Raw genomic sequence first — 13,855 nt, 5'->3', positions numbered from 1 at the left:
TACGATAATCGCTGCATTATGACATGAATCGTCGAGTTTGACGCAGCATAAAGTTTTTCAAGTCATCTAGATAAGTGAAAATGACGGGTACAACCACAAGAGTCAATAGGGTAGAGGTAATCACTCCCCCAATCACAGCGTGAGCCATTGGTGCACTTTGCTCACCGCCTTCGCCAAGACCTAAAGCTAATGGAACCATACCCATCACCATGGCGCTTGTGGTCATTAAAATTGGGCGTAAACGGGTTTTGCCAGCTTGTAAAATAGCATCATAACGGCTGACACCATGATCCATCGCTTTCTTAATAAAATCGATAAGCAAAATAGCGTTTTTAGTGACAAGCCCCATAAGCATGATAATACCAATAATCGAAAACAGGTTCAGTGTGCTTTGGAACAAGAAGAGGGCAAGGAATACGCCAATTAGTGATAATGGTAAAGAGGCCATAATCGCAGCTGGATGAATAAAGCTATTAAATTGAGAACCTAAAACAATATAGATAAATACAATCGATAGGGTAATTGCTGTTAATGCATATCCGGCAGATTCTGCCATATCGGCATTGGCACCTTGAGTGTCAAATGTATAGCCCGCAGGTAGCTTAAACGCCTTTTGCATTTTATCGATGTCTTGGCCAATATCGCCACTAGGACGTCCCGAGGTATTTGCCTCAATGAGCACTTCACGCTCAAGATCACGTCGATTAATTTGTGAAGCACCGAGTTTCTCTTCAGTTGTTGCCACTGCGCTAAGTGGAACTAAAATGTTTTGCCCATTGGCATTGGTTTTATTTGAGTTGAGATATAGGTTCTGAACATCTTGCGGAAGCATACGTTTATTTTCGTTTAAACGGACATTCACGTCATAGTTTTCACCATCCCGATCTTCCCATGTTGTTACATTATCACCAGCAATTAATGGACGAATCGCATTGGCAATTTGTGAAACAGATAGGCCTAAATCACTTGCCAGTACACGATTAATATGAACACCCAAAGTTGGTTTTGGTTCTTTCAAAGAGCTTTCTAAATCAACTACACCTTTAATTTTTTCCATTTCAGCGATAAAACGATCTGAAATTTTTTGTAGTTCATTTAAGTCTGTTCCTTTAATAGAAATCATGATTGGCTTTTGCCCGCCCGAGACAGAATCTTGTGCCGCTGCAACAGATGTAACTCGAATGCCCGCTACAGTTTGCAAACGATTGCGGAATTCATTATTGAGCGTATTAAGATCCTTTTTTCGCTGTTGTTTCGGCTTTAAGGTAACCCCCAAACCGGCGCGGTTTTTACCAGAATCAACCCCACTATTGACAACACCATAAGTTGAAACGACATCTGGAAATTGTCTGATAATTTGGTCAACTTGATGGAGTTTTGCTTGGGTATATTCCAAAGAAGCGTCTACAGGAGTTTCGAACTGAATCCGAATTTCACCTTTATCTGGGGTAGGTACAAATTCGGTTCCAATGAGTTTAGAAAGTCCTAATGCAGCAAATAATGAAGCGATTGCAATAATGACCGTAATGAAACGGAAGCGTAGAGCTAGTTTTAATAGCTTTTCATACACATGACTAAGTCGATCTAGCAAATTAGAAATATGGTCAAAAAACCGTTGTAGCCAATTATCTTTTTTCTTGACCGGATCTTTCCAGTGAGCAGAAAGCATTGGATCGAGCGTAAAGCTAATAAACATTGAAATTAGAACAGCGGTACTCACTGTTACACCAAACTGATAAAAGAAACGTCCAATCAATCCGCCCATAAAGGCAACCGGTAAAAAGACGGCCACAATAGTCAGCGTAGTTGCGAGTACAGCCAAACCAATTTCTTTTGTCCCTTCAAGGGCAGCTGTGACATGATCTTTGCCAAGTTCTGTATGTCTTACAATATTTTCCCGAACTACAATTGCATCATCAATTAATAGACCAATACTGAGTGATAGGGCTAACAGCGTCATCATGTTAATGCTAAACCCAAAAGCCCAGATAAAAGTTAGGGTTCCAAGAAGGGTAATGGGTAAAGTTAAACCTGTGATGACGGTAGAGCGGAAAGAGCCTAAAAATAATAAAACAATTAAAACTGCTAAGGCGGCACCTTCAATAATAGTGCGGGCAACATCTTTAATTGAAGCACGAATGCCTTTAGAGCTATCAGCTACGACTTTATAATTTAAACCCGCAGGCATCTGAGTTTTTAACTTCTCTAAAGTTTGATAAGTTTTGTCGACGACTTGAATTACATTGGCATCGGAACTTTTTAAAATATCAATAGAGACAGCCGTTTTACCATTATAAAAAGCGCTTGATTGTAGTTCTGCTTGAGTGTCTTCAACAGTTGCGACTTGCTTTAAAAAAATCGGTGAACCATTTTTATTGGCAATCACCAAATCGCCAAATGCAAGGGGATGAATAACCTTTGATTGAATCTGTACAACCAGTTCAGAGTTCTTTTGTTGTAAGGTTCCAGCAGGAACTTCAATGTTTTCATTTTTTAACGTATTAATGACCTGATCGATGCCAATACCGTAACTTTGCAACTGCTCAGGAAGAATTTTTATTCGTATTTGTCGTTTGGCATCCCCCAATAAATTCACATTACCGACACCTGAAACGGTTTTGAGTTGAGGCACGATCCGTTTATCGACATATGAACTCAATTGAGCCAAATTCATGCTAGTAGATTCAAATACGACTGACATAATTGGACTAGAGGAAGGGTCGTAGCGCTGTACAATTGGTGTATCAATTTCATCACGGAACTGTGCTGCGACGGGAGCAATTTTGTCTCGAACATCTTGTGCTGCAATGGCTGAGGATGTATCAAGGTTAAACTCTGCAACGACCATCGAAAAACCTTCACTTGAACGTGAGGTAATTTGCTTAATGCCTGAAATCGTATTGATTTGATCTTCGAGTTTTTTAGTAATATCTGATTCGACAGCTTCAGGCGAAGCACCAGCATATTCTGTAGTGACTACTACGAATGGGAAATCTATATTTGGAAACTCTTCAACAGTCATCCGTTTCCAAGAAGCTAACCCGAGTACCATTAAGCTGATCATCATCATAATAGTAAAAACGGGGTATTTCACACTGATTCGAGTAAACCACATACGCTATTTGCTACCTTATTTATTTTTGTCGTTTGTAACCGTCACTTTTTTATTAATGTCGGAATCTTCAAATTGAATACGGCTCACCAGATCTGTGCTTTGCAAACTATCAATCAAAGCAATATTGTCGTTATAGCGCTGTTCAATCACTCGAATTTTAACTTTTTGGATGGTGTGATTACGTACCACCCATACAAAAGGATCATGTTGCATATTTTGAATGCTGTCTAAAGGAATCGTTTGGCCTTGATTGGTATCACTACGAAGAATATTTCCATTAATGAAAGCCCCTATGCTTAACGAATCAATTTTTTCTTTAGGAACTGCAAAAAATTCGATTTGTCGACTGTCTTGATCTGCAACAGGTGAAATACGAGTAAGCGTTGCGTTTAATTGTTTAGAATTTCCCTGAATCTGATATAGAATACTGTTACCTATTTTAAGCGCAGACTGCTGTTCAATTGGTAACTTGGCCTGTATTTCAAGTTGGTCTGGATTTACGATTTCAAATAGCGTTTGTCCAACCGATACAGTCTGACCAGGTTCTACTTGCCGTTTAGTAATCACACCTGAAATTGGACTGGTAATAATTCCGTCTTGATCAGCCTTTCGAGCAATATCAACATTCGCTTGTTGAGCTTTTACACTTTCAAGTTGGCCTTTGTAGTCAACCTGACTCTGTTCAAACTCGACACGAGCAATAAACCCTTGATTAAACAGTCTTTGCTTTCGGTTCATTAAATTGCGTGCAAGTTCCGCTTGTGATTGAGCTGATGCAAGGTTGGCGCGCGCTTGGGCTAATCGTGCAACATTGTCCTGATTATTCAATCTCACTAAAACTTGGCCTTTTTGTACCTGTTGACCAACATTTGTAGTTACAGTTGTCGCCGTGGCGCTCACTTGAGCCTGAATTGAACTTTGCTGAACCGCACGAATCGTTCCTGTAAAAGCAGTTTGAGAGTCTAGTGCTCCCTCTTTAACTGCAATCAAGTCTTGAGGAATGAGTTCAATTTTTGCTGGAGCTGGTGCTGTTGTTTTAGTTGTTTCTTGCTGATTACATGCAGCTAAAATCAAACATAAACTAATAATACTCAGTTTAAAAATAGTGGAAGGGGTGAGATGCATTTTGTGCATACAGCATCATCCTATAATTCAAATTTTATTTTGCCCCTATTCTTGATAAACCTTTACAGTTATTCAAGCTTTTTTAAACGTTCGATAATATTTTCATACTCGCTGTTGGTACGGTTGTAGGTCTTGGAAAGTGTTTCAAGTGTTTGTTTAACCCTGTAAATATTATTTAGATTGTTCTCAATCAACGTCTTATGGTGCTCAGGAATAACTTCTCTCTTTCTGAAATATTCCATTTCTTGACGTTTAAATAAAATTTTGTCTTCTTGTAACTGGTCGAGTTGTTCCTGTTGATAGTTAATTTGCTTCTTTATAGCAAGTAATGCTTGATCTCTTTTAATCGTGGCTGTCTTACTATTGCTATAGGCTTTTTTTAATTTGATATCTAGTTCTCTATGTCGTGCTGATAATGCTCTTTGACTTGATTGATTTAAATCAGCCTGCGCATTATAAGAATGGTTTCTTTTAATCACTTGCATATTTTGATCTAGAACTTCATAACCATAACGAATATGAGCAGGTGTGACTGATGTACTGATATTGGCCGTACCCTTTTGATCATAATAACGATACCAGACCACTTTAGAAGTATCGGCTATAGCAAGGGTGGAAGCCCAGAAAAAGAGTGAACCGAAGGAAATAATGCCTATAGATACAGACAAGCAGTTCCTATAAAAGGCATATTTCATCCAATCATTCATTGAAAATCCCCAGAAAAGAAAGCTAAATCGCTTATTTTTAAATAATTAATCTTTATTATATTAGTTATTATTTAGCTGAATAAAAATATAGTCATTATAAAAAAAATGATAATTTCAATTAAAGTGTGATGAGGTTAAAAGTTATTGTTTATAAATGAGAAAGTAGACAAAAATGCCTCATTGAAAATAGACCGTGAGATATGTTAAAAATGCTTATAAATGCGTAAAAACAAATTTAAGTTAAATTGCATTTATATTTTATATTTATTGGGGATGGAAGATTAAATGGAAGATGCATTCCAAAATCTGAAAGTAATGGTAATTGATGACTCAAAAACCATTCGCCGTACAGCCGAAACTTTATTACAGCGAGAAGGCTGTGAAGTGATTACTGCGGTGGATGGATTTGAAGCTTTGTCCAAAATTGCAGAAGCAAATCCAGATATTGTTTTTGTCGATATCATGATGCCTCGTTTAGATGGTTATCAAACTTGCGCTTTGATTAAAAACTCTCAAAATTATCAGAACATTCCCGTTATCATGCTCTCTAGTAAAGATGGTTTATTTGATCAGGCAAAAGGGCGTGTGGTAGGTTCAGATGAATACTTGACGAAACCTTTTAGCAAAGATGAATTGTTAAACGCGATTCGTAATCACGTAAGTTCATAATTAAGTAATTTAAGGGCAAAGAAATGACACGTATTCTCATTGTTGATGATTCACCAACAGAAACTTTTCGTTTTAAAGAAATTCTAACCAAGCATGGTTATGACGTACTTGAAGCATCTAATGGTGCAGATGGTGTAACTTTGGCAAAAGCAGAACAACCTGACTTAGTGTTAATGGATGTTGTCATGCCAGGTGTAAATGGCTTTCAGGCAACCCGTCAGATTACCCGTGATGAAGACACTAAGCATATTCCTGTGGTAATCGTGAGTACTAAAGATCAGGCAACTGACCGAGTATGGGGCAAGCGTCAAGGTGCAATCGACTATCTGATTAAACCTATCGAAGAAAAGCAATTGATTGATGTAATTAAACAATTTCTAAAGTAACTCATCCATCCATAAAAACATAAATAACGGGGTGATATGCCCGTTTTATAGGATCGAGTATGGCAGCGAATGGATTTATCGAGTTACTTCGTTTGTCTAAACGGGGTAATAAGAATTACGCTTCAGTTCAAAATGAAGCACAGCGATGGTCAGGGATTGCTTTTGAAATGAGAGGGCAATACTTCGTCGCACCACTTGGGGAAGTGTCAGAAGTTATCTATCCACCGAAATATACGCCAGTTCCAAATGCTCAAAGTTGGGTGAAGGGTTTGGCGAACATTCGGGGACGGTTACTTTCGGTTTCTGATTTGGCTCATTTTATTTCAGGGCAACGAAGTACATTTTCGTCTGCCCAAAAAGTTTTATGTATTAGCCATCACGACCAGTATGTGGGGTTGGTTGTGGATCAGGTCTTGGGGATTCAGCACTTTAATAAAAAAAGTTTTTTTTCTCAAAGCTTAGACTTGGAGGAAAATCTAAAAGATTATTGCCAAGGTTATTTTCACCAACATAACCAGCATTGGCATGTCTTTTTATTTAGTCGTTTATTGCAAAACCCACATTACATGAATGCATCGACAAAATTTATAAACTAATTTTTACGCTGTGAAAAACAGAGTATTTTCTGGGGAGAAGCTATGGGCTTTAAGCTTAAAAAGAAAGGCGGCAATCGTGTTGCGTCCGAAAAATCGGGTCTCAATTTTATTGCAAAAATCCAGTCGGAAATTGATCAATACGCCAGTTTATTTGGGGAAAGTAAAAAGTCCAAGCCTATCCTTTATGTAGCGTTGTTATGTTTAGTATTTGCTTTAACTTCGCTCGTTTATTTATTTTATAGCGTACCTCGACATAACCAATTAACACGTAGTTTGGGTGAGTTGCGCTTATTGTCACAAACTATTTCTAGACAGGCTACAGAAGCAACGGCTTCTGGATCACCTAAAGCCATGAAAGACTTGGCTGAATCAAATAAACTTTTTGCAGAAAATATGAAAGATGTTGAAAATATTTATGGTACATCTTCAAAAGAATACAAAAAGGTTGCGGTTCTGTGGAAAGCTTTGTCTTATGACATTAACTTGATCTCGTCACATCAGGACGTAATTAATCAGTTATACAACATGAATATCTCGATTAGTGACTCTATTCCTGAGATTCAGGCTGAATATAACTTGATGGTCGATAAGATGGTTCGCGAAAAAGTAGCGAGCAATCAGGTGATTATTGCTAAAAACCAGGTATTTATTGCAGAACGTATTTTACGCTCTATTAACTCCGTTTTGGTTGGTACAGAAAACTCTCAGACCTCAGCACATGATTTTGGTGTCGATATTGAGACCTTTGGTGTGTATTTAAATGCGCAGTTAAATGGAAATGCTGAATTGGGTGTTGCTAGAGTTGAGTCCCCAGAAGTGCGTGAGTCTTTGGAAGGGATTAAATCTGAGTATGATCAAGTTTTAAAATCTGCAGCGGCATCAGTTCTTAAACATACGGATCAGATTGTAAACGTACGTCAGTCATCAGGTGAGATCTTCTCAGAATCTGATGAGATGTTATCTGCATTGGGTAATCTTTCTGAGCAAACACACTATGGTTGGAAAGCCTTTACTTTAGTTGCACTTCTTACATTGTCACTTCTTGGCTTAATTAGCTCGGTCTTAAAGCTTTTATCACTTCGTAGTAAAGCAGATAAACAACGTGTAGCTACCTTGCAAGAAGAATATGACCGTAACCAAAACGCGATTTTACGTTTACTAGATGAAATTGCCGACTTGGCAGATGGTGACTTGCGTTCATATGCAACGGTATCTGAGGACTTTACTGGAGCGATTGCCGACTCGATTAACTTCGCGATTGACCAATTACGTGATCTTGTATCCCGAATTCATGAAACTTCACAGGAAGTTGCCCGCTATACGCAGGATACACAAAATATTACTAACCAGTTGGCAGAAGCATCAGAGCATCAGGCACAAGAAATTGCTGGCGCTTCAACCGCAATGAATGAAATGGCGCAATCAATTGACCAAGTATCTTCAAATGCATCTGAATCTACCGAAGTAGCAGAACGTTCGGTACAAATTGCTTCTAATGGAGCACAAGTAGTAAACCGTTCAATTGAAGGTATGGACACGATTCGTGAACAGATTCAGGAAACCTCTAAACGTATTAAACGTTTGGGTGAGTCTTCACAAGAAATTGGTAACATCGTATCGCTAATTAATGACATTGCAGACCAAACAAACATTCTTGCATTAAATGCAGCAATTCAAGCATCTATGGCAGGTGAAGCAGGGCGTGGTTTTGCCGTGGTTGCAGACGAAGTACAGCGTCTTGCAGAACGTTCTGCATCGGCAACTAAACAGATCGAAACTCTGGTTAAAACAATTCAGACCGATACGAATGAAGCTGTTATTTCAATGGAACAAACAACCACCGAGGTTGTGCGCGGAGCGAACTTGGCAAAAGATGCAGGTATTGCCTTGGACGAGATTCAAAAAGTATCTGGTGACTTGGCAAACTTGATGGCCAACATTTCTGATGCAGCAAAACTTCAGTCTGCATCTGCGAGTCACATTGCTACAACCATGACCGTCGTACAAGAAATTACTTCGCAAACGACAACTGCGACATTCGATACAGCGCGTTCTGTTTCTGAATTAGCAAATATGGCAGAGTCATTACGTGAATCGGTAACGGACTTTAAATTACCTGATTAAATTGGGGACGAGGATAGCTGTTTCTATACTAGCTATTCTTCTAAAAAGTATTAACAACACCAGATAAGTATTGGGGACACAGCTATTTATCTGGTGTTGACTCTGTCGTTTTTCTCCATTTAGGGGACAAGCAAAAGAAGCCTTTGCTATGAAAGAAATATTAAAAACTTTAACTGAAGCAATGATGCTACCGGAAGATAGCTATTCTCAACAAGATGCTGAATTTCTTGATATCTTCGTTGAAGAAATTGAAGAAATTTTTGTTGAATTGCAATCTTTGATTCATGAATGGATGCAATCTAAAAATGTTGCTACGCTGACTGAGATCCGTCGCCATTTTCATACCTTGAAAGGTTCAGGGCGAATGATTGCAGCGAAATCCTCTGCTGAGCTTGCTTGGACTGTAGAAGATACGCTTAATCGGGTAATCAATGAGAGTCTCACATTAACTCCTAACATCCAACAATATGTTCAGTTGGTATTTAAGTTCTATTTCTTTAAATTAGTAGATGACTTTAAATCTAAAAAGGAACATGCAGTAGATTTTAGACCTCTTATTTTATTGGGACAACAATTACAACAACAGCAAAGTTTAGAGCCTGCTTTAGAAAAACTTTTATTATTGTCGGATACTCTCACTGCTGAAACTAAGACTGGTTTAGAGGTGGGGGATTTAGAACAGGAATCAGATAATTTAACTCTAAAAACCGCCGTAGAAAGTGAACATAACCTTGCTGAAACCTTAGTTTTATTTATGGAAGAAGCGGAGGAGCACTTAGCGACCATCGATCAGTTCTTAGAACAAGAAATACATCAGCACGAGAGTTACAATGCGCTAATCCGTGCATTACATACGTTGCGCGGCAGCTCGGCAATGGCTCAGGTAGAAGCAATTTTTGATGCCAGTACCAAGGTTGAGCATTTATTCAAAATTCTATTACAAGAAGAGCTTTCTTCTCATTCAGAAGAAATTTTACTACTCCGTGATTACCGTCAGTTTATTCGAAATTGTTTAGATCTGTTGGCTGCACATTGCTCTAATGAGCAATTAGACTCTAACCTGAAACAGTTCAATCAGGTTTGGGATGCTTATATGGAACAACATGGGGAGCATGCGAGCCCGCTCACGCCTCCACATGGTTTAGTATCTCAGCTGTTACAGCTCGATGTTTCAGAATTACTTGATGCAGAGTTAGATTTTGAGAAAGGAATTCGTTCTGAGTTTCCTCATTATCTTGAACGTTTAAGTGAACAAGCTGATTTGTTATTGCAACATACTCAGTCGCAGGCCATGGTTGGTTTATATGAATATACGAACCAGCTGAAAGATAGCTATGACGTATTGCTTGATCGACCTGATTTATTACAATCAGATTATGTTTTTGAAATTTATCAGAAAGCACATCAACAATTAATTCAGTTATTTGATGCATTAGCTGCAGGTCAAAGAGTTAGTATTATTGAGCAACACCAAAATATTTTGGAAGAGCTAAAACTATATACTCAATATATTCCAAGCCTTAATTCTGAACCATTAGACAATCATCAGGAAGTCGTTGAGTCACTATTTAGTGCTGATATAGAACAAACAGCAAATGAATCTTCAGTATCTATCGAAAGTGTATTAACTGATCATGTAGTCATGAGTCAGAGTGTGCATTTAGATCGCCAGTTCATGTCTACTGAGCACGTAAACCGTTATTTTGATCCAGAACTGTTAGATATTTTTCTTGAAGAAGCCGATGAGTTGCTTGAAGGAATGGATACAGATCTTAATATTTGGGTTAATGATCAAGAGAACTTTGCTGCTCTTAATAATCTGATGCGCTATTTGCATACCTTAAAAGGTGGGGCAAATATGATTCAGGCAAATTATATTGGTTTAATTGCACATGAATTAGAAAGTATTTATGAGCGCTTAATTCAAAGACAGTTAATTACTTCATCTGCTCTCATCGATTTTATCCGTCTGGTCCAAGATGATTTAGCTGATCGCCTACAAATAGTACGTGAACAGCACCTAGATTATGCTGCTTCTCATACTATTCAAGCGCTTAAGAATGCAGGTAAGGTATATAATTCCCTCGGGTCTGCTGCTAAAGAGATGCAAGCAGAGTCTGAAACAGATGTTATACCGGAATCAAGTTTTGAAGTATTACAACAAGAAGCTATACACAATACTGCGTTAAATCTCGATGAGTTAACTTCTAATTTTGAGCAGATTGTTGAGCCTAATAATAGACTTGTTGAGTACAAAGAATTACAAGTTTTTGATGCAGAAGGCTATACAGACAGTATCCAAGATCAGGATATTGACTCTGTTGTCGAGCAGACCTTTATGGAGGAAGCGGCCGAGTTGTTAGAGATGGCCGATCACCTATTAAAGCAGTGGTTTGAGCAGCGTACCAATCGTAGTATCTTGCTTCAGCTACAAAGGGCAGTGCACAGCTTGAAAGGTGGTTCCCGTATGGTGGGACTTGAAACCGTACAAGCGATTGCTTATCAACTTGAAAACGCTTTTGAAAAATTTGCGCTTTATCATTTTAGCTCAAATATTTATGACAACTTGCTAGAGAGTGCGATTGTTTGGTTAAAAGAGGCAATTTTCAAGCAAAATTATCAACATTTCGATGGTTTACAACAAAGTTTAGAAAATATTCAGTTTATTGAAACTGCAATACAAATTCCAAGTAAGTTGACCAGAACTGATCTATTTAGCATTGAACCTGTAATGAGCTTTGTGCAAGGTGATGGGGCAGAACCACCGCCAATGATGGGGGCATGGGAACAAACGCGGCATCTTGAACAAAATAATGAGATGATTCGGGTTTCGGCAGATTTAATTGAGAAAATGATTGATTTGTCTGGTGAAAATTCGATTAACCGTTCACGAATTGAAATGGATCTCAGTCAATTTGGTCATACGTTAGTGGAAATGGAGTTAGCCATTCAACGACTAGCAGACCAGTTACGTCGAATGGAAGGCGAATTAGAAAGTCAGATTATTGCAAAACACGGTATTGAGCACTCTCGTTATACAGAATTTGATCCTCTAGAGATGGACCAATATTCTTCATTGAATCAATTATCGAAATCACTTGCCGAATCTGCATCGGATTTAGTGGATTTTAAAAATACATTATCTGAAAAAATCAGAGACACTGAAAGTTTGCTGGTACAGCAGTCACGTATTCAGGCCGAAATTCAAGAAGGGCTAATGCGAACACGATTAGTACCATTTTCTCGATTGCTACCTCGTTTACAAAGAATTGTGAGGCAGACTTCTACTGCGTTGGATCGACCAGCAGAGCTTTTTGTTAATAATACCGAAGGTGAATTAGACCGGACAATGCTAGAACGTTTGGTTACGCCACTTGAGCACATGCTTCGAAATGCAATTGACCATGGTCTAGAAGATCGTGTGCAACGTGAACAAGTGCGAAAACCAGAAACTGGACGTATTGAACTGAATATTCATCGTCAAGGTACGGATGTTGTTGTTACATTTAAGGATGATGGCCGAGGTATTGATATCGAGAAGGTCCGTCAAAAGGCCCTATTGTCTGGTTTAATCAATTCTGAACAAGTATTAGAACATCAAGATATTTTACAGTTGATTTTCCATCCAGGGTTAAGTACAGCCGATCAAGTCACTCAGATTTCAGGTCGTGGTGTAGGACTAGATGTTGTACAAAGTGATATTAAAGCTTTGGGCGGACATGTGAGTGTGGACTCTGTGTATGGGCAAGGAACAATCTTTACCATACGTGTTCCAACCACAGTAGCTGTTAGTGATGCCTTAATGGTTAAAGTGGCTGATCAACAATTTGCAATTCCTTTGGCTCAAATTGATCGAATTGTTCGAGTTTCACCAACATCATTAGAACAGTATTTTGGAAGTGCACAAGAATTCTTTGAATTTGAAAATAAACGCTATCCATTACGTTATTTATCTGAGTTTGTTGGTAATCAACCAATTCCACGTTTAAGCGGGATGATGTATTCACTACCAGTATTAATGATTAAAACCAATAATGGACAAACAATTGCATTATTGGTTGATCAGCTTATTGGTTCACGTGCGCAGATTGTGGTCAAGCCAATCGGGCAGCAGTTCTCTAGTATTGGTGCGATTGCAGGTGCAACTATTTTAGGTGATGGTCAAGTTTGTCTAATTTTAGATGGACAAAATATTGCTCGCCAAATTCAGTCTACCCGCCGACATAAGCAGCTTAATGAAGCTATCTATAGACAACGTGAGTCTGATGAACGCCGTCTCATTATGATTGTAGATGACTCTGTCACAGTCCGTAAGGTAACGACTCGTTTACTCGAACGTCAGGGCTATGACGTAGTCACTGCTAAAGATGGTATCGATGCAATTGAGCAGTTGGAAAATATTAAACCAGATCTGATGCTGCTTGATATCGAAATGCCGCGAATGGATGGCTTTGAGGTACTTAACCTCGTACGACATCATGATCTACATCAAGATATGCCAGTCATTATGATTACATCTAGAACTGGCGAAAAACACCGTGAACGAGCATTTACTTTAGGGGTTAACCAATACATGGGTAAACCTTTCCAAGAAGAAGACTTACTTCACAATATTGATGCTTTTTTCACGACACGTGAAGAGGAACTTGCCTAATGAAGAGTCATATCAGTACATCTTTAATTAATGAAATGGATCAGCAAGAACTTCAACATTTAATTACTGTTTCAACTGGTTTTATTGATGCATATATTATTGAATGCGATCAGCAAGTGCCGATGCTATTGCCTCAAAACATAGTGTTATCAGCTATGGATGTTAAAAATGGTATTAAGCATATTGAATGGCATGATGTAAAACTTCCAGTCTATACAGTGCATAATGAAATTGATTCGCGAGCGGTGGCATTAGTTATTGAAAGTGAAGATATCAGCCAACGTTTTGCACTCATATGTAAATCGATGCCACTTTCAGTTCGTCTGCGTATTTCTGAAGTCGTAGATGAAAACGAAGATATACAGGACTCTTTGCAGCACCCAACTGTATTTAAATATGTGCGTATGGAGAATCAGCGCTACCACGTTCCTAATTTGCAATATATTCAAAATTCGCTTCATCTATAAAAAAAAAGGAAC

9 protein-coding genes are annotated in these 13,855 nt (G+C 38.5%); 6 read left to right on the top strand and 3 right to left on the bottom strand.

What is annotated here, in order from left to right:
* Nucleotides 1-16: 16 nt before the first annotated feature.
* From ASF86_RS15425 to ASF86_RS15415, 3 genes are all read right to left on the bottom strand, one after another.
* A complete protein-coding gene (locus ASF86_RS15425) occupies nucleotides 17-3,115 on the bottom strand; it encodes an efflux RND transporter permease subunit (RefSeq protein ID WP_056483389.1) in 3,099 nt (1,032 codons plus the stop codon).
* Between the two features lie 15 nt (nucleotides 3,116-3,130).
* A complete protein-coding gene (locus tag ASF86_RS15420) occupies nucleotides 3,131-4,240 on the bottom strand; it encodes an efflux RND transporter periplasmic adaptor subunit (RefSeq protein WP_081407735.1) in 1,110 nt (369 codons plus the stop codon).
* 68 nt (nucleotides 4,241-4,308) lie between these two features.
* Nucleotides 4,309-4,947 carry a hypothetical protein gene (locus tag ASF86_RS15415; RefSeq protein WP_056483384.1) on the bottom strand — a complete coding sequence of 213 codons (639 nt, stop codon included), beginning with the start codon at nucleotides 4,945-4,947 and terminating at the stop codon, nucleotides 4,309-4,311.
* 285 nt (nucleotides 4,948-5,232) lie between these two features.
* Between ASF86_RS15415 and pilG the strand changes: the two genes are divergently transcribed.
* The 6 genes from pilG (at nucleotide 5,233) to ASF86_RS15385 (ending at nucleotide 13,843) form a co-directional block, all read left to right on the top strand.
* Nucleotides 5,233-5,616 carry a twitching motility response regulator PilG gene (pilG, locus tag ASF86_RS15410; protein ID WP_000389061.1) on the top strand — a complete coding sequence of 128 codons (384 nt, stop codon included), beginning with the start codon at nucleotides 5,233-5,235 and terminating at the stop codon, nucleotides 5,614-5,616.
* A 23-nt stretch (nucleotides 5,617-5,639) separates the two neighbouring features.
* Nucleotides 5,640-6,002 carry a response regulator gene (locus ASF86_RS15405; protein WP_005036319.1) on the top strand — a complete coding sequence of 121 codons (363 nt, stop codon included), beginning with the start codon at nucleotides 5,640-5,642 and terminating at the stop codon, nucleotides 6,000-6,002.
* A gap of 59 nt (nucleotides 6,003-6,061) precedes the next feature.
* On the top strand, nucleotides 6,062-6,598 hold the full coding sequence (locus ASF86_RS15400; RefSeq protein WP_005309806.1) for a chemotaxis protein CheW: 537 nt from the start codon (nucleotides 6,062-6,064) through the stop codon (nucleotides 6,596-6,598).
* A gap of 42 nt (nucleotides 6,599-6,640) precedes the next feature.
* A complete protein-coding gene (locus ASF86_RS15395; protein ID WP_017392491.1) occupies nucleotides 6,641-8,722 on the top strand; it encodes a methyl-accepting chemotaxis protein in 2,082 nt (693 codons plus the stop codon).
* A gap of 148 nt (nucleotides 8,723-8,870) precedes the next feature.
* Nucleotides 8,871-13,376, top strand: coding sequence for a hybrid sensor histidine kinase/response regulator (locus ASF86_RS15390; RefSeq protein ID WP_056483381.1), 4,506 nt, complete (start codon nucleotides 8,871-8,873; stop codon nucleotides 13,374-13,376).
* Nucleotides 13,376-13,843 carry a hypothetical protein gene (locus ASF86_RS15385; protein ID WP_056483379.1) on the top strand — a complete coding sequence of 156 codons (468 nt, stop codon included), beginning with the start codon at nucleotides 13,376-13,378 and terminating at the stop codon, nucleotides 13,841-13,843. The genes ASF86_RS15390 and ASF86_RS15385 overlap by 1 nt, the downstream gene beginning before the upstream one ends.
* The last annotated feature ends 12 nt before the right edge of the window (nucleotides 13,844-13,855 follow it).

It is taken from the genome of Acinetobacter sp. Leaf130, assembly GCF_001423205.1.
Classification (GTDB): domain Bacteria; phylum Pseudomonadota; class Gammaproteobacteria; order Pseudomonadales; family Moraxellaceae; genus Acinetobacter; species Acinetobacter calcoaceticus.
Note: the sequence above shows the minus strand (reverse complement) of the source record. Positions and strands in the feature narration are given on the sequence as shown.

Excerpts from the sequence above, each read along its gene's own strand:
- ASF86_RS15405 (WP_005036319.1), top strand. The coding sequence starts at position 5,640 with ATGACACGTATTCTCATTGTTGATGATTCACCAACAGAAACTTTTCGT.
- ASF86_RS15390 (WP_056483381.1), top strand. The coding sequence starts at position 8,871 with ATGAAAGAAATATTAAAAACTTTAACTGAAGCAATGATGCTACCGGAA.
- ASF86_RS15415 (WP_056483384.1), bottom strand. The coding sequence starts at position 4,947 with ATGAATGATTGGATGAAATATGCCTTTTATAGGAACTGCTTGTCTGTA.
- ASF86_RS15385 (WP_056483379.1), top strand. The coding sequence starts at position 13,376 with ATGAAGAGTCATATCAGTACATCTTTAATTAATGAAATGGATCAGCAA.
- ASF86_RS15420 (WP_081407735.1), bottom strand. The coding sequence starts at position 4,240 with ATGCATCTCACCCCTTCCACTATTTTTAAACTGAGTATTATTAGTTTA.
- ASF86_RS15395 (WP_017392491.1), top strand. The coding sequence starts at position 6,641 with ATGGGCTTTAAGCTTAAAAAGAAAGGCGGCAATCGTGTTGCGTCCGAA.
- ASF86_RS15425 (WP_056483389.1), bottom strand. The coding sequence starts at position 3,115 with ATGTGGTTTACTCGAATCAGTGTGAAATACCCCGTTTTTACTATTATG.
- pilG (WP_000389061.1), top strand. The coding sequence starts at position 5,233 with ATGGAAGATGCATTCCAAAATCTGAAAGTAATGGTAATTGATGACTCA.
- ASF86_RS15400 (WP_005309806.1), top strand. The coding sequence starts at position 6,062 with ATGGCAGCGAATGGATTTATCGAGTTACTTCGTTTGTCTAAACGGGGT.